The sequence below is a fragment of the Pseudomonas orientalis genome, from assembly GCF_001439815.1.
Classification (GTDB): domain Bacteria; phylum Pseudomonadota; class Gammaproteobacteria; order Pseudomonadales; family Pseudomonadaceae; genus Aquipseudomonas; species Aquipseudomonas orientalis.
In genome coordinates, this window is the sequence record NZ_JYLM01000004.1 from 235,935 (window position 1) to 252,964 (window position 17,030).

Genomic DNA, 17,030 nt, shown 5'->3' on the forward strand with positions numbered 1-17,030 from the left:
GCTAAGAGACAGGATAGTCGCCAAAGGCTTCGCGAAGCAGGCTCTGCATCATCACCGAGGCAGGGCCTACGAGAAAGTGCTCCTGACCGCTGATATCGAACCGCGCAGGATTAACGTGAGCAACGGTCGCCCCATGGCCCAGTGCACGTAGCGGTAGCTCAGCAGCTGGGTAAACAATCCCGGAAGTACCAATCGAGAGGAAGACATCGCATTCCTCTGCGGCTGCGAGACCTGCGTTCCATGCGCTTTCGGGCAGCATCTCGCCAAACCATACAACGCCAGGCCTCACATACCCATTGCACGCACTGCATCTCAGCGGCTCAATCCGACTCCCATACTCAGGCAAGGCGTCAGACGTGAGAGGTAGGGTATACGGCTGCCCACAATCGATGCACCGAGGCGAATGCAGGCTGCCATGTAGATGAATCACATCCTGGCTGCCAGCGCGCTCGTGAAGGTCATCAACATTTTGAGTGATCACCGTGAGATTGGGCACATGCCTGGCGAGCTCGGCGATAGCGAGATGCGCTCCATTCGGCTTCGCCTGCCCAACCTTCTGCCGACGCCACTCGTACCACCCCCAACACAAGGCAGGATCGGCTCTGAATGCTTCGCAGGTGGCGAGTTGAGCAGGATCGAAGCGCTCCCATAGTCCCGTCAATGCGTCTCTGAAAGTCGGGATGCCGCTCTCAGCTGATGCACCAGCACCCGTGAAGACAACAACATGCCGAGCCTCCCTGAATTGGTGAGCTAATGTGCTAGTAGTCATGAGCAGTCCTTGGAGCCGAATTTCAGTTGAGAGCTAGCATTATAGGGGCGTTGGGTTCCCGCTGGGCTGTCTGGACGGGCAACTATAAACCTAGCTGCCCCCACCGGATCCTCCCCGCCTCCAGATACGTGATAGTGATCGCTTATCCATTAAAATTTGACACTTTCCCCTGTCAAAAAGCCGACTCCTGGAATGCACAAATTTTGCAACAGATATCAGTTGTAGGTGATTCGATTACTCTGCTAAAACGGTTCCTGCTGGGTGTTACCACCCAGGTGCTCTTTAAACATGACTAAAATTCGGGCTTGCGGTTGTTGACCAGGAAACTGGTCGCCTTGGTGTTCTCCTTGGCTTTCTTCGCCGCGCAGGTTGTTGCTGCCCATCGCTCCTCAGTGCTTAGCGCCTAGAGCAATCCCAAAGGTGATCCAAGGGGTTGTCTCTGATCGTTGATACGTTGAGGCGAAAAGTGATGTGGCGGTAACGCGGCGGACGGCTTATCAAGGGACTTGATAAGCAGAACTGTGGTTTGTAGTGGCATCTTCAGCGTTCCTTTCGGCCCGGAATGCTTGGCGGCGGGGCAATTTCGCCTGTCGTTGGGAACATCAGTCATGATTAGTTTAAAGAACCTGGCGCGCCGCAAGGCTCGTCAGTCTATGCACAGCAGTGAAGATGCTCGTGTCACCGAGCCAGCTCCATCTCAAAGCTCTAAATCGGGGCGGATTGCGTGGATAAAGGCGAAGGCAGTAATGCTGCTCAAGTGGATCGCACGTATTCGTCTATGCATCTGGTTATGGGGGAAGGCTGTTGAGGGGTGGGATTTTGTCGAGACTGTGGTAATTCCATTTATTGAGAACCTCCTATGACACAACAAACCACATCATTCGAATTCAGAGGTACCGGTTCTTCGGAGCCGGCACATCGTCGGAAGCTTGGACATGGATGCCCCGTTCTATCCGCACAGCTCCATCAACAGTATCAAAGCCTTGGCACGTGCTCTTGGAGAGCCTGCTGAAAGACTTCTTGCGCTAGCCCAGCGTAGCTCCCGCCTTTATCGCTACGTGCCCCAAACAAAAAAAGACGGCATAACGCCCCGGCACACTTATGATGCCCATGAGCCGCTGAAGACCATTCAGCGTAAGATCGTGGATCGGGTGCTCAGCAAGGTCACGTACCCTGAATACCTGCACGGCGGCATCAGAGATCCCAAACTCCCTCGCAGCATCTACTCAAACGCTCGGATTCATATCGGCGCCAAAACAGTTATCCTCCAAGACATCGCTGATTTCTTCCCATCGATCACCACCGAGCACATCCAGCGCTTATTCGTGGGCCTGTTTCGCTTTTCCGCAGACGTAGCCTCCCTGCTTGCGAGCCTAGTTACTCGGGAGGGGCAGGTTCCGCAGGGTGCGAGCACAAGTAGCTACCTGGCAAACCTGGTTTTCTGGGACATTGAGCCGGCGCTGGTCACTCGTTTTAAAGCTCAGGGAATGGCGTATTCGCGCTTCGCAGATGACATCACTGTGTCGAGCAAAACTCGTATAGCTTCAGCCGCTACGACCCAAGTTATTGCCTCGGTCACATGGATGCTCGGACAAAAAGGCTGCCTGCAGAAGCGGAGCAAGCTGCATGTTCGTAAGCGTGGGCAAGCATTGATTACTGGAGAGAAAGCCGAGGCCGTCACTGTGACCGGATTGGTGGTGAACGGGCCGATACCGGCGCTTCCCAAAAAAGCCCGGCTGGCTATCCGTTCTGCCGTAAAACAGCTGGAGGATCGCGTCAGAGGTAATTCAGGTCAGCTATCCGCTGAGGATGATAAGGAAGTGCGTCGAGTGATGGGGCGCATAGGCAGGTTGATTGCTTGCGGGCATCCAGAAGGGCCGCGTCTGAAAGCTCGTGTGCGAGTGCTCCTGGCGCGTACACCACTGTTTAAACGCTATGCGGCTGGTGTCGAGATTCAGCCTCTAGTGGTTGCGGATACCCCCTTAGGCTTGAATGCGGTGGCTAACACCTTGCCACATGGGCAGCGAGAATTGCCATGGTATACCGAATAAGTGACCAACGACCTTCGGGAGGTGGAAGAAACTGCCCTTCCAAAAGTAAATTAGAACTCACATGGTTCCACCTTTGATTAGAGTAAAGCTACCTACGCTGCCAGGTGGAGTGCGCTCAAAACTTTCTAAGGCATATCTCTAAAGTCATGTGCTTGTCGAATTAGGATCTGTAGTTCATGGTTCAGATTGTCAGTATATCTACTGTCCAAATTCGAAAATCTGGACTCTCGAAAAGAGCAGAAATTGATGTCCTCCAACCAAGTGTAGCGTGCCCACCTCCGTTGATAGAGCAGAGTTGTTAGTCGCTCCATTGTTGCCACCAGCCCGTCTTGACGGTAAGCGATGCGCGCGTCATGGGAGCGGTCGGGATGGTTATGTCCCCATTCTCCGAATGAAAATCCGCGAGATCCTCTACAGATATTTTGATAAGCAGATTGCGAGAGGATGCCTTGGCCAAGGAGACGCTGGTGATCCCAGAGAGAGTCGAGAATCATGCCCAAATTCTCGGCAAATTTTCGCCTCACCCCTCTTTCCGTATTGGGATCAAAAAAAGGCACATTTATAGGCTTATTTCGACGCATTCTAGCCATCTCTTCTGCATCGAACTTCCATTCCTGCAGTACCTCTACTGTATACATCTTCCAGTTTTGAGGATGGTCGATCAGCCTGTGGCAAGAGCGACACAAGGGGATACAGTTAGATATGTGGTCGTAATCAAAATCGAGTATGAATTTGTATCTTGGCCCTTTAGAGGCCCCCGAGATTATGTGAGCGGCTTCAAACACGTCGACCTGGTACGGCCCATCATCACCGGGGCCAAGCAGGTAGCAAGAGCAGCGAGGATTAGCACATATACCACCGGTTCGTGCCGCCGCGATGAGACGGACGTCAGCTTTGAAAGGCATGGGTACTCCCTAAGTAAGCGATCGATTCTTAAGCCAGCCCACGCTCAATCATTCGATCCAAAAGTGCTTGAGGATGAATGCGGTAAGAGCCTACACCGACCCGCTGTGTGAAATGGTCATAGGTTGGGCTGCTAACGCCAGTGGTCATCTCCGAATTGGATAGGAAGACGCCTGTATAGGTTTCAGCGACATCGCTGAAAAGCTGGATCACAGCTTGTCTCGTGACAACAAGACCTTTGCCTAGGTGACCGTCGATTACAGCATCCAGCACATTGGTGCGCAGACTCATGTCGTGTTCCTTCTGTCAGGGGAAACTGGCCGGGGGGCGCTAGCTATTTTTGCTGGCTAATGGCTATTCTCTCATCATTTCTACAGCAAGGAACGCGCATGAAGCTCAATCCGCTACACCTCAAGATCGCTGGTTTGCTTGAAGGCAGGCTTTTTCGAATTCCAGAATACCAACGCGCCTACTCATGGACATCTCGCCAGCGTAAAGACTTATTCGGCGACATCGAGGAAGCATTTCGATCTGGCCGGGAGCATTTCATGGCTACTTTGGTCGCCCTGGCAAAGGAGAAAGAAACCCGCCTTCTCGGCGTCGACGAGTTCAAGACTGTCGAACTGGTGGATGGCCAACAACGTGTCACGACTCTCATCATCCTTATGAAGGCGATTGAAAAGGCTCTAGACAAGGATGATGTAACGCAAGCCAAGGTGCGGCGGGAGTTGGGTGAGCTGCTTGTAAAAGGAGACGACCATTCTCTGATTCTGCTCCAGACAAATCATGATGCGAGTCAGGTTTTCACCAACTACATCCGTAAGGGGGTGGTGGAGGAAGGCTCCGCAAAAACTGCTGCAGATCAGAACTTGGTTGAAGCCGCCCGGGACTGCGAGCTCTTTGTGAGCAAATGGTTGGCTCGTGGAGACACGATCTTTGAGCTGTTGGTGACCATCAGGAATAAGCTGACGATTATTTACCATGAGATTTCGGACGAGGCTACGGTATACCGAGTCTTCGAGGTTCTTAACAGCCGAGGGCTGGATGTGAAATGGATCGACAAGCTCAAAAGCCAATTAATGGCGCTGATTTTCGAGCATGTTGAGGGTGGTACTCGCGATGAGGCAGTGGCCGAAATGCAAGACGTCTGGCGGGGCATCTATCGCTCGCTGGAAAACAGCACAAGAATTGGAGACGAAGCTCTTCGCTTCGCAGGCGCATGGGCCTCTGACGCGAGACCTAATCGAATTCCCAGTGAAGCAGATTCGACCGCACTGCTAACCGTAAAGGCGGGCACCCAGTTAAGAACAATTGCAGAGGTTGGGCATGAACTCGAAGCGGTAGTGCAAGCGAACCTGCGCCTGTTCCGAGATCCGCGCCTCCGGGCTGTTACGCGCATTGTGCACGCTCGATTTGTTGCCGCAGCGATCCTCCTGCGGAAATTCGACAAGAAGACAGAGCAAGAACTACTCGGCAAATGGGAGCGCGCTACTTTCAGAATCTACGAGCTGGCAAGCCGGGATAGCCGACACAAGGTTGGGGAGTACATTCGTCTTGGCTATGAAATTTACCGGAATAATCTAAGCAAGGATCAAATCCTCAGTGGGTTGGAAAAAATCTCCAAGGGTTATTCGATTGACGAAGTTTTGAACAACATTGAGTGGGTGAGCAGCTACGATGGCTGGCAAAATCAGCTGCGCTATGTGCTGAACCGTTATGACGAACACTTGGCCAAGCTCGCAGGGCAGAAGCTAAATGAGAGCCAATGGGGAAAGATCTGGGAGCAGGATGCCGCTAGCTCAATAGAACATATTGCACCGCAGAGCAGTGGCGTTGAGTGGATGCACCACCTCGGGAATCTGACGATGCTGCCACCTGGAACAAACTCTTCGCTAAAAGCTAGGCCTCCGGTTGAAAAGCTAGACGTCTATCGAAGCTGCGGACTGATTGCCACGATCCATGTCGGCCAACAGATTCATGACGCTGAATCTTGGACTGAAAATATGGTTCTAGCTCGAGCAAAAAGCATCGAAGATTTCATCAGGCTTGAATGGGCCGACTGATCACAGTTTAAGTAACAGGCCATTATCGCAAGCGGAGCGCGCCGGCCCACGATGGGCCAAAGGCCTGAGGATGGACGCCCGGAGGGCCAAACCCTGGCGAAGCCAAGGTTTGGTTCACGACAGCCGTACCCCGACAGGGGGCTGGCCCAAAGCGGGGATACTTCAGATCGCCGTCGACCCATAGGGCAGGGAAACCGCTAATGGCCTCGCGAATGAAGCTCTCTACCATTTCCGAGTATGGGCCTAGTGAACAGTGCTACTGGTTGTAGGTAGTCCGACTGCGTATGCCAATGAGGTGTTGGCTGAGTGGTGCCCCATCTTCTCGCTCATTTGGCGCATCAAGTCCGCATAACCATCTGTGGTCTTGCGCACACTATGAGGTGTGACCAGGGACGCATCAATATCCGCTTTCCGAGCCCACGAGACGCAGATTTTTCTCAGCGCTTCAGACGATAGTGGACGCTCAGGGCCATTAATCGCACGGAACAGATACTCTCCGTCCGACAACTTCGAGGTCTTGATGTACTGCTCGAATACCGACCTGTGCCTATCGGGAATTGCATCGAGTACCTTCTTGGTATCAAGGCTCTTCACGCCATACACCGCACCACCGTGCCGCATTCTTGCCGATAGAAACTCGCCTGCCCGCAGCGCACCCAGCATGCATGCGAACAGCGCCCGATCTCTCAAGCTGCCGGATTCGGACAAGATATTCTCCAGCGTCTGAATGTGTTCTTTGGACAGTCCTGACTGAGCCCGGCTAACCCGTTCAGGTGACGGGCTATGACCAGCACTTGGAGAAACCTGCGCACGTTTGAAGGCTACGAGTTTTTTCAGGGACAGATCGTTTACAAGCCGTTCCAGCTTCTGTTGATCCAGAGGGAGCAATGTTTCCGGCTGCAGGGTAGTGCCGATGGCTGAACGAATTGCCTGCCTGACATCGGCTTCTGGCGGTACAGGTTTACCGGGTTGGCAGACTTTTGAGGCCTCGCTGAGATCGTGAATGCTTTGATAACCCAGTCCCCGTGCGAGCGCTTTCTGAGCATCTGCAAGCGAGATCGGGGTTGAGCCATACCATCGCTCTTGCAACTGTTTGGACAGGCTTTTGAAGCCACGATTACGGATCAGATCGTCTGGATAGACTGGGACGCGCATAGCAATTCTCCGGTAGCGTCAGGGTGTCGGCTGCCCGCTGACTATCGTCGAAATGCGTGCGATAAAAAGGGTGTTCACCTGTGGCATTTGAGCCTTCACGAGCCGACCGTTTGATCCAGGCAGATCAGGGAGGCTGCAAAACTAGCATGCTCAATTTAAGGATGTCTAGACACTATCGGCGGCGGTGATGTGATCTGTTCGTTGGTCGGGTGATGATTCCCCGACCCCATCATCAGTAACTGGGCGATTTCTCGAGCTCAACTCGCGCTGTTCAAAACCTTGTGTCCCTCATTGACTGCCGATTCGACTATTCGAATTGAAGATTCAAGGCTTTCAGCGCTATCTAGTTCTTCAAAATATACAAGAGCATCTCGAATTACTAAGATGCGGAGTAGGATTTCTGAAAGCATATTGTTGTAGAGCTGTATATGCAGCTTAAAGAATCTAAGATTTTTCTCTTTGAACTGTTCGCAAAAATGATGCTGGTTGAGCGCGTATCGATTAAATAGGTTTGCTTCTTTGGCTAGTTCGTCTTGTATGGCTTCGTCGATATCCTCAACTTGCGAAATTTGATGTATGAAGAGATCAGCTTTGTATCGAAAAGGATTTTTACGTGCATCTATAGTATAAAATTCTAGATATCCACTGTCTTGCATATACTCGGATATTTGACTGTCGTACTCAGGGTGAGCGCTAAGAAATGGATCTACATCGTTCTGAGTTTGGATGTCCCACTGCTCCGCTAACTCTTTTTTCTGGCTGACAAGTGCCCTGACTTTATCGAGCCACTCGTAGATTTGCCTGAGATTTTCCTGGGCTGGATGATCGTCGCTTTCTGCAAATGCTACCTCCGCATTGCTAGCAGGCCTGACAACCCCTTTAACCGGCTCGAACGCTTTGCATAGCGCCAATTGTTTGGGCGTGCAGAATGCAGGATTTCTCAAGTTCATCAAATCAAATTCAGCATGCTCATAAGATTTCGCAACCAACCTTGAGCAGAACTGCTGCTTTGAATCTTGATGTCTTAACAGCGTCCTCAGCTTAATGGTAATCGCTTCATTGAGGGCGTAGAGGCTTCCGACTTTTGACTGGGCATAGGAGCAAATTGCGCGAGTCTCAAGCTCAGATAGCGGGAGTTTCGCACGTAAAACCAGTACATCCGTAGGTCTGTCGAATATCAGACGTTGGGGATTTTTTGAGAAAACGCCAGCCATCGTAGCTTCGATAGTAGTATCTCCGACATAAATGGCAGCATGTGAATATCTGCTTATCGTGGCTGCCCTTACTGAGAGGCTTACCCCGCCCTTGTCGCCGGTAAGGATGATGTCAGCAGGCTGAAGCAGTGAGCGTTCAAGTATGTATTTTCGAACAGACATCAAAAATCCCTTTAATTAACCTGAGGTAAAAAATTAGCTATAGAAATCAGCTAGGGCTGCGTGGTTTTCATCGACGTCTCGACCTCGTATGGTCACTAACATGGTGCGATCTCACATTCACCGGCCCGTTACGAGTGTGCCTGACATGGCTGCTTCGAATGTGGCCGTTGACACGCTGAAGCAACAACCATTTGGGGAAGAATGACATTGCCTGCGTATGCCGCCTATACACCTTAGGCATGTGTTGCTGCAGGTACACAGCAAGCGAGTCTTCCGTGACCTCGAAGTTGTAGACGCGCCAGTAGGCTTCGAGGAGATCTCTGTTCCGGCCAAGGTAGTAGCGCCATAACCACCCTGGGTTCGGCGTCTCGTACTGGAATTTGGCCAGGGCAGGTGCGTCATCCAGCGATGCCTTAAACCCCTCCGTCCAAATCAGGAGCAGCATCAAGGCCACCCCGGTGACGATCATGAATGTCTTGTCGTAGATGAATGAATATATCGCTGCCGGAGAAGCCCAGCCCCACATCATCCAGCCGAACAGGAAGGCGGGCAGTAAGAAGAGCGGCATTAGGAAAAGGCCGATTGCCAGGCCAATCCAGGCGCCAATGATATCTGGCAGCTTCGACAAAACGTTCGGCATGTGTGTCCTCCCTGGAACCTGGTTGATCAGGTATATCTCGATGGTAGCAGGGGCTAATGCTCAGGGAATGGACGTCGCGCATGGCCAAGCTGCTTAAGGTCGCCGAGGCTGCCAGCGCCGGGAATGAAGTGCTCCAGATTGCGGTGTCTGGAAGGCGCAAGCAGGTATACATCCTCCTTCCAGCCTGAATGCCCTGAGAGCAGCCAAAGCGTATCTGTTCTGGCTACGGGCGAAGCGTGCAGGGCCTTGAGCAGCGTTCACTTGGGGGTAACGTAGTAGCGAACCGATGACTCCTGGAAGCGCTTGTTCAGGTACTCCGGCGTGAGCTGGCCGGCCTCCTCAAGCTTGGCGAATAGCTTCTCGTCCAGCAACACGAGTTCTGGGCTCACGGGCAATGCTAGGAAACGTTTCTCGTACAGGGCTACGTTCGAGTCGGGGAGAATGAATTTCTCCCCCCTCGTTGTGAAGGGCACCCATACAGTGTCCTCAATCAGCATCCGGTCTCTGATGAAGAACAATGTGAGTGTCCCGCTCACAACCATACGGGCTGAGGCATGTGGGTTTCCTGCTCCGTTGAACATTCGGACGGTCTCATGCACCTGCTCAACCTCCTCCTCTTCAAGCTCAGCCTGAGACAGCGCCCAGGAGGGTGGCTCCATAATGGAGTCGTAAAGCGGTCTTTCTTTGGCTGCAACGTAGGCTCGCGCTGCCAGCATCACGAAGTATTCTGTGATCCAAGGGGAGCGAGCGATGCTTCCGGTCTCTGCGAGTAACGTCAGCTGCTGCTGATAGTTGTCCTCGTTCGTTTTGATCATGCCTTGCTCAGTAGGCTGATCCCACAGTCTGGCAACAACGAACGCGTCCTTCGGGGCTCGGTATATTGGGTCGCCACCTTGCTTGCGGTATATCGTGATAAGGTTTTCTCCACCCAGCCATTCCTTCAGATGTGCCTGGGGGATCAAGTGCTGATTGACCGTGATCCTGTTCGGGTTTTTGACGCGATTGCCGTTTTCATCCAGCGTTTCGCTGGGAGTTTCGTGAGGCGAGTGGTCTTTCTTGTACATGCTAATGGCCCAATAGTTTTTTAGCTGAACCGGCGAGCAGCTATGCAGCCCCGAACGGGATCATTAACCAGGATTTGCCCATGTAATGCTCCCAAATGGAAACATTACAATTGAAGGGCCTTCAGATAGCCCGCATCCAATCTAGAGTGCTGCGGAAAACGGGAAAGTCTTGGTCAATTACCTCCGGCTGCCAGTTCCTGATGCTGTCCTCCTGGGCGATGATGGCTGCCTCTCCCTTCTCCTCAATATTTAATGCGTCCTCAATGCACCCCATTGGCCAGACCCAGGTTGAGAACGTTGCCTTCATGGCCTCATGGGCGGCGTTTGCGAGCGGTCGGCCTTCAGCATGCCTCGCGAAGGCAGCCCAACAGTCCGCTGCAGTCCCGCTTTGGGATTTCTGAGGCATTCCATTTCCTCCGAGCTGGAAACCTTCGGCTTGGCTGACAACCCGAAGTACAGATTTGACGTTATCCATCTCTTCGCATTCCTTCGTAAGCCAGGGGCCTCTAGCGTGGGTGAATGCAAAATCCAAGTCAGCGATCACGCCACATTTGATACCCATTGCCGTCAGTACAGAAAATCCTTTAGGGATAGCGGTGCAACTCCCAAGGGCAACGAAACAGATCCGTTCAAGCTCCGGACTAACGCCATAGAGCTTTTCGTAAATGAGGGGTAGCAACCTCTGGTCGGTTTTGCCCTCGCACAAAATTACTTTTTCGGCGAAATAGATCTCCGCAATGTTTCCGAGCTCAAAAAGAGTTCGAGATTGGCTTTGAGCCTCTGCTATAGCTTGAGTAACCGCCGTGCCCATCGGAATCCGAACCTCGGAACCATTCTCCCGTGATCTGCGCACGATGACCGTTTCTGGCGCGTTATCCCTGCTTACCATCAATGGCGAATGGGTCGTGAACACAACTTGGTAGCCGGATTTTGAAAGCACATGGAGCGCTTCCCTAAGGCCCCTGACACCTTGTGGGTGGAGAAAAATCTCGGGTTCATCGATCAGCAAGAGACGACGAGAAAGGTCTTGATCGCGGGTTTTACGGATGTCGGCTAGGAGCCGGATCAAGGCCATTTGTATTGCGCGCTGAGCACCGCTACCTAAAGTGTCGAATCGTCTGGTTTGACCAGATATCTCATCTGTCACGTTCAGATCACCGCTCTTGAAAAACTCCTTAACGTCGATTGACGGTACGTCCAGATTTAACTGCAAACCAGGGAAGAAGCTTGAGAGGGCATTGGTGGCGCTGGTGTCGAACTCAGTCAGCAGAGGGGATCTGTTTTCACCGTCGGTTCCCAGGATACTCCTGACTGCTGTGAGTGCATCCTGAACCTCTTGGTGGGCAGTGAGGATGGGCGCCATGATTTCATCCAGGAGCCCACGAATTGTGCTCCCAGCTTTGCCTTTACCTAAGTCTTCCTGAACATCGTCCATGGCGCGGATATGCAACGCTTCTGGTAGCAACGCCGAAATGGCTTGAGGCAGGCCCGTCGGATAGGAGCGCCAAGAAGTAGGGACACCTTGATCATCAAGTTCAGCATTTTCCCACACCTCCGTGGAAGGCCTAGCCGAGCCTAATGCAGAAATCCTGATCCAAAGGTCACCGCCGATGCAGTAGGGAGTAATCGCGGCTTGATGTCGGGCTTCAGGGATCTGCGCAATCAGCTCCTCCGTAATCCCGGACACGCAGGCGCTTATGATGATGGGCTGGGCAGGGTCATTCGCATCTGTCTTCGCAAATGCCTTGGGCGCAAGCACTAATCTGATCGCGTCGAGGATGGTGGATTTTCCTGCATTATTTTGACCGACCAGTGGGGTGAAATCGCCCAGTGGCAGGATTACTTGCTTGCAAGAGCGGAAGTTCTTGATGTGTATTTTGCTTAAGGCGTGCATGGGATGAATTCCTTTTCTACGGTGGGCAAGGCTCCTCAGCTTAGTCGGAAAGTGGCGATGCGCCACAGTCCTGGCACCATTGCTCAAGGATGCAGCAGCGCTGTGAGCACTTATCCTCTACCGCGCAAGCGGAGCGCGCCGGCCTAGGATGGGCCAGAGGCTTGAGGATGAAAGCCCGGAGGGCCAAAACCTGGCAAAGCCAGGGTTTGGTTTACGACAGCCGTACCCCGAAGGGGGCAAGCCCAAACCGGATTCTGCGTGAGTCGCCATCAAGCTGCGAGACACCAGTGCAGATACTTAGGGCTATTCGGGCTACTGATGTGAGCTGGTTAACTAAAGCTTTGCGGGTACGTACTGCTCTGAGTCGCCCCTGGCCCAATCATCGCTCCAACAAACCATTTGTGGTTTGCCGCGCTCGTGCCACACCACACCTTCTGAACGTCGCCGGGATGCATTCTCGTTTTCGCCGCCCGGCCATGCGCTACGCTCCGTGACAAACATCCATATACACACGAGCCCATTCTCCTTTAGGAACGTCTGGAAAAGCTGCTCATCAATGAATGCATGAGAGCCATCGCCTGGACTTCTGCCGCAAACGAAACGAGTTTCGCCAGCCTGATCCATATAGATATTCGCATCTTCAGGATGGGGCTTTAGGTTGAGCCTCTGGGCGAGCCATGGGGCTGGTATCAAAGCTTGACCGCCTTCGGGCATTGAAACGTCCAACTGTGATTCCCAGTGGTAACGGAAGCAGGGGTAGGCAACCTCGACTTCACCTAAATCGTGAAAATAGGCGGTTGACCACTGCTCCTGACCCCATGTCGAACGCCATGGCGCTTCCCGGAGGTAGCCGTCATTCGTGAAATCGCGGGTAGTCCATGAGTCTACATCCACCTTTTGTTTCGTCCGGATGTAATCGAGAAGCTGCTGTTCGTCTTCCTGTCTAACGACTACCGGTAATAGGAAGCGCCATTGTTCTCGCCTAGAGCCATGCTCACGACCTTGCTTGTCTTCGTATCGCTCGGTTACGCAGCGATGTTCGTGTAGGACTACCCAAGTTCCGCCGGATGAGTCCCGACGGTTCACCTGGTTCGTCACGCCGGTTGAGGGCTCCTCTTCAAACGGCCATTTCCCTACAGCGCTTTCAGGCGTATCCCGTATAGTTATCTCAAATTCCTCGATTGAGTGAGGCTGTTTGTGGGCTCGGCTGAGCTCGTCAGTCAGCAGAATGGTTGGATCGATATCCCGGTGGGTGCCTATGTCTAGAGGGTATGCATACCGACGCGAACCCTGTGCCGTCCTTTCCGATAACCACCTATTGTCTGCAAGGCTGCAGAGAAGCTCATCGAGGGCAAGCCATTGGTATTTCTTGCCGATGCGTTCTACCAATGGGCGACTACGACTGTGGTCAGACCGAAGGCTACGATCATCTGGAAATAGCTTTTTCGTCCAGCCTAAGCCATAGGCACGTTTGGCAATCCACCGCTTAGCCGCATTTAGGTCAATGTGAGGAAGTTGCTCACGTTCATTCTTCGAGGGTTTGAAGCGTTTTTTATATTCCTTCTTATATCTAACCCTCTCATCAGGTGTTAAGACATCCAGTAGTATTTTTTCCACTTTCGTGAAGTTGGTTGAGCGCTCTTGAATTTCTTGCTCGGAGCGACGGAGTCTAAGATCTCTGAAGGGGTTAGGGCTAAAATCACGCATCAATTTCAGGACGTCAGTCCGTAGGTCGCAGTGGTTAATGACCTCGTCCTCGAACCGTTCATATATCTCGGTAGCGCTTAGGGGCTCATCCGACATCAGCGGCACGTTCAAAAACGAGCTTATCCTGGGTTGGATTTCGTAGCTTGCGAAATCACCTCCCCAGCTAACGCAGGAATCCAGAATCTGATCTCCCCCCGCCCGCTTGGCAGTTTTTTCGACTGCCTCTTCGGACACGGAAAGTCGGATGCCTTTGGACTTATACGGGGGCATGGCTTTCAAAATATCAACATGCTCTGGCAGGTGATCACTTCGCAACGCCAGCTCGATAATGCCTAGCGCGCTGTCCCTGAGGATGATGGACAGCGGAACATCCTCTCTGTCAAAGACTTCGCTGTACGCGATCTCCGAATATGCGCTCAGTCGATGCTGCTCTGGATCGATGCAGCAGGCCCCAAAGGCAGCCGTGTGTATGCGCTCAAGGATGTAAAGATCGTCAACGCTAGCAAAGTCTTTGCAGAGCATTCCATACAAGCTGAGGTTCCAGATTATTAGAGACGTCAGTGCCTTGGTGGCTTTGTCTCGTAGCTCCCGATTAGAGCTTGCGAAGAACCAGGTCAGAGTTATTGCGCAGAGATACTGAATTTCTGGATCAGTCTGCTCGCTCTGCTCAAAGGCGCTCCACTCAATTAATCGCTGGCTGGCATTCGTCTCGTCCATCGGCAAGCTGTTTAGCACAACAGTCCAGGATGCATCACGCTCAGCCATGCTCTGAGCGACCAGCCGTTTGTGCAGGAACTTTGCATTCCAGGGGTGGCCAGCGCTGGCGCTAACTTGAAAGATGATGTCGAAATGTTCTTCGTTTTCCGATAAGAAATAATCGAAGAGCTCAAGTGTACGGTTGCTAAAGGCTTCGTTGGCTCGCCACCGGAGGCTCTCGATAAATGCACTACTTACAGAGTAATCGTTTGCCCAGTGATCTACGTCGCCAGGCATGGCGTCCAGCAGTTCCTTTTCGAAGCGCTCAGGCAGCTGTACGGAGAGTGCTTCCGTGAGTCCGGCCCACTTGCCATGAAGCCGTTTTCCATTGTGAATGAATTGAAGTGAGCCGTTTTTTAAGGCTTCTGCGGGGTCTTCAACGTCGGCCAAGAGCCCTGAAGCCATCAAATAATCTTGGAGCCTTTGGAAGCTAAAGCGAACAACGTCCTCCGTTGTGTCGAATGGGTCAACATCACGGCTTTTTGCGTCTGGATCAATCCTGAACAAACCATTTCGCTGAAGTACCTCAAACCAGGTTGTTCCTAGTGGAGGTGGAAAGGCGTGAAATTTGTCAGCAACGATTCGTATGGCGTCGGAGTGCAATACGTAGTCTTGCCTCTTTGCAGCCATCTCAGTAGCAATGACAGAGAGTGCATGGTTTGTAGGTTTGACAAGGTCATCGCTACCATCTCTTCCTACGCCTAAGTTTCGAGCAATACTTTTCAGGTAAAAGGAGAAAATTTGTTTCGTGCCTGACAAACCTCTAGGGAACCACTTCTGGTTCTCTTTCTGAAGTGCAATGCAGGCACTTCTCAAAAAAAGCGGATTGACAAACTCAGCAGCTAACCAAGGAGTGTTAGGTTGTGAGATTCCTCGTTTTCCGAGGTACATACGTGCGGCATGGATTTGCTCTTCATGAGTCACGAATCCGCGAACTTTGAATGATGGAACTTGGTCGCTGACACTGGCAGGTATTACGTAAGGGACATATTCTGTTCTACAACTGAAAACGACGGTCAGGTTTTTGTGTTTTTCGATCCTGCCGATAAACTCTGCAAGCTCCTTACGCCAGAGTGTTAAGCCTGATCCTTCATTCAAAGCATCAATCAGAATCAAGCCGCGCTTACCAGTCGCCTCTGCAGCAGCGCTCAATGCCTGAAGAAAAACGTCAGGATCGAGATCGCCAAGACCTAAACGGTTAGTTATTTGACTCCAGATATTATCGTTAGTCAGGTGTTGGCCCAGTAACAAAATGGCGACTCTGGCTTGCGATGTAGCTTGCTGAGCAATACTGCCAAGCAAGTGGGACTTTCCAATCCCAGCTTCCCCGGTGAGAAGAAAGCTGCGGCTAGGTTCTGCGGAGAGATACCTGTCTTGGAGTGATGATCTGAGCGCGTAAGACGCATCGCTAAGCTCGCTTAGCCGATTACGTAGATCGTTTAAAGAGTGATCGCTAGAGTTTTTTTCCTTGCGCTCTTCCTCCTTAACTTCCCATGCAACCCTCTGGAGCGAGTGTACGTCGTCCGAGATGTTTTCAATACAACCAAGACACTCCGCTAGCGGCCAAGTAAGCCAGGCATCAGAGGTGAAGCGCTGTCGCAGCTCTCTAAGCGTTTTTACATGGGATGTGATCCTGCCCATTAGGGGAGTGCTGGCATTACCTAATAGATTTTTTATGTCTTTTATTTTAGCTAAGGTGGAAAGCTTATCAATCTGGGCTTGAAGCTCTGAGATGATATTCTGGTCGTGTAAGATAATCTTGAATAATTCTTCAATTCCGACTTCCACATGGTCGTCAGGATGGTATCTTTCATCGAGAGACTTTACGGCCCATTCAACTTTTTCTGATAGCCAACTTGGTGAGAACTCAACGTCCCCAAACCAGTACCTTTTCATTCCTTCGGCATTTGCTTGGGACAGTCGATTAGTAAGATCTGACGCTGTCCAGGGAATGAATTCGACCGTATGCCCCGGTGGGACATAAGATGTCCATGTCGCCTTGTGAGTTTCCCAATGATCCCAGCCTCTTTTCCCAGCGCCTTTTTTTCCGGTCTTATCAGTCAGGTCACAAGCTAAGGCCACGACATATTTGGTCAATGATGGGTGTGCCTGCATGGCGCGTTTAACGGAATCGTCAATATTGGCCCAATCAATGTCGCCCGCTTTTAAATGATATTTGGCTTGGTATCCAATCTTGCTTCCATCACTTAGCAACCAGTACGCCTCGATACCCCCGTCACCCCCAGCCCCTTCTATTCGCCTAAATTCGGCGTCAGCGGCTGGCGGTTCGCGTCGACCAAGCTGACAAACGAGTTCTTCGAAGGCGAGGCGCTGTCCTGAATCCATGCCTCTGATGCGTCTGTAATCCATGGAGTGTCCGTTGCAAAATCAGGTTGTCGTAATGGCAGATCGCCTGCGCCGAGTGTATACGTTACAGGCGGTTCAGAGTGACTTGTCAATCGACGAGGAGACGTTCCCAGCTGGGAGGTTGGTCGAGCTGAGGTCTTCAGATACCGGCAGCAGGGACGTGGGCAGAGCGACACGTTTTCCTAGGCATTCACCCTGGGTAGGGCCTGCAGAAGAATGTGCAATCAATGAGCGCAAGTGCTTGTTATCTATAGCGTAATGTGCAATTATAATCATGCACTCCGA

Annotated in this window: 13 protein-coding genes; 3 read left to right on the top strand and 10 right to left on the bottom strand. The window is 52.0% G+C overall.

The annotated features are described in order from the left end of the window. Position 1: 1 nt before the first annotated feature. Complete coding sequence (locus tag TU82_RS12345) at positions 2-769, bottom strand: SIR2 family NAD-dependent protein deacylase (protein WP_057723464.1); 768 nt, start codon at positions 767-769, stop codon at positions 2-4. A gap of 242 nt (positions 770-1,011) precedes the next feature. Further along, complete coding sequence (locus TU82_RS28905) at positions 1,012-1,152, bottom strand: hypothetical protein (protein WP_163000805.1); 141 nt, start codon at positions 1,150-1,152, stop codon at positions 1,012-1,014. A 225-nt stretch (positions 1,153-1,377) separates the two neighbouring features. Between TU82_RS28905 and TU82_RS12350 the strand changes: the two genes are divergently transcribed. Both TU82_RS12350 and TU82_RS12355 read left to right on the top strand, forming a co-directional pair. Continuing rightward, entirely contained in the window at positions 1,378-1,632 is a 255-nt protein-coding gene (locus tag TU82_RS12350; protein WP_057723465.1) for a hypothetical protein, read from the top strand. 72 nt (positions 1,633-1,704) lie between these two features. Then, positions 1,705-2,820, top strand: a complete 1,116-nt coding sequence (locus TU82_RS12355) for a reverse transcriptase family protein (protein ID WP_057723466.1) — start codon at positions 1,705-1,707, stop codon at positions 2,818-2,820. Positions 2,821-2,945: 125 nt separating this feature from the next. On the opposite strand, the gene TU82_RS29570 is transcribed toward TU82_RS12355, so the two are convergent. Further along, complete coding sequence (locus TU82_RS29570; protein ID WP_072024058.1) at positions 2,946-3,725, bottom strand: HNH endonuclease signature motif containing protein; 780 nt, start codon at positions 3,723-3,725, stop codon at positions 2,946-2,948. Between the two features lie 28 nt (positions 3,726-3,753). Continuing rightward, a complete protein-coding gene (locus TU82_RS12360) occupies positions 3,754-4,014 on the bottom strand; it encodes a hypothetical protein (protein WP_057723467.1) in 261 nt (86 codons plus the stop codon). A 98-nt stretch (positions 4,015-4,112) separates the two neighbouring features. Between TU82_RS12360 and TU82_RS12365 the strand changes: the two genes are divergently transcribed. Then, the gene (locus tag TU82_RS12365) at positions 4,113-5,786 is read left to right on the top strand and encodes a DUF262 domain-containing protein (protein ID WP_057723468.1); all 1,674 of its coding nucleotides are present in this window, start codon (positions 4,113-4,115) and stop codon (positions 5,784-5,786) included. A gap of 243 nt (positions 5,787-6,029) precedes the next feature. Here the strand turns inward: TU82_RS12365 and TU82_RS28690 are convergent, their stop codons facing one another. The 6 genes from TU82_RS28690 to TU82_RS12395 form a co-directional block, all read right to left on the bottom strand. After that, on the bottom strand, positions 6,030-6,941 hold the full coding sequence (locus tag TU82_RS28690) for a site-specific integrase (protein WP_072024057.1): 912 nt from the start codon (positions 6,939-6,941) through the stop codon (positions 6,030-6,032). 257 nt (positions 6,942-7,198) lie between these two features. After that, the gene (locus TU82_RS12375) at positions 7,199-8,317 is read right to left on the bottom strand and encodes a C40 family peptidase (RefSeq protein WP_057723470.1); all 1,119 of its coding nucleotides are present in this window, start codon (positions 8,315-8,317) and stop codon (positions 7,199-7,201) included. Between the two features lie 67 nt (positions 8,318-8,384). Further along, positions 8,385-8,957 carry a hypothetical protein gene (locus TU82_RS12380; RefSeq protein WP_057723471.1) on the bottom strand — a complete coding sequence of 191 codons (573 nt, stop codon included), beginning with the start codon at positions 8,955-8,957 and terminating at the stop codon, positions 8,385-8,387. A 257-nt stretch (positions 8,958-9,214) separates the two neighbouring features. Beyond that, positions 9,215-10,021: a hypothetical protein gene (locus TU82_RS12385; RefSeq protein WP_169794961.1), complete on the bottom strand. Its 807-nt coding sequence runs from the start codon at positions 10,019-10,021 to the stop codon at positions 9,215-9,217. Between the two features lie 121 nt (positions 10,022-10,142). After that, positions 10,143-11,915, bottom strand: a complete 1,773-nt coding sequence (locus tag TU82_RS12390) for an ATP-dependent nuclease (protein ID WP_057723472.1) — start codon at positions 11,913-11,915, stop codon at positions 10,143-10,145. A 333-nt stretch (positions 11,916-12,248) separates the two neighbouring features. After that, the gene (locus TU82_RS12395) at positions 12,249-16,748 is read right to left on the bottom strand and encodes an NACHT domain-containing protein (RefSeq protein ID WP_057723473.1); all 4,500 of its coding nucleotides are present in this window, start codon (positions 16,746-16,748) and stop codon (positions 12,249-12,251) included. Between the last annotated feature and the right edge of the window lie 282 nt (positions 16,749-17,030).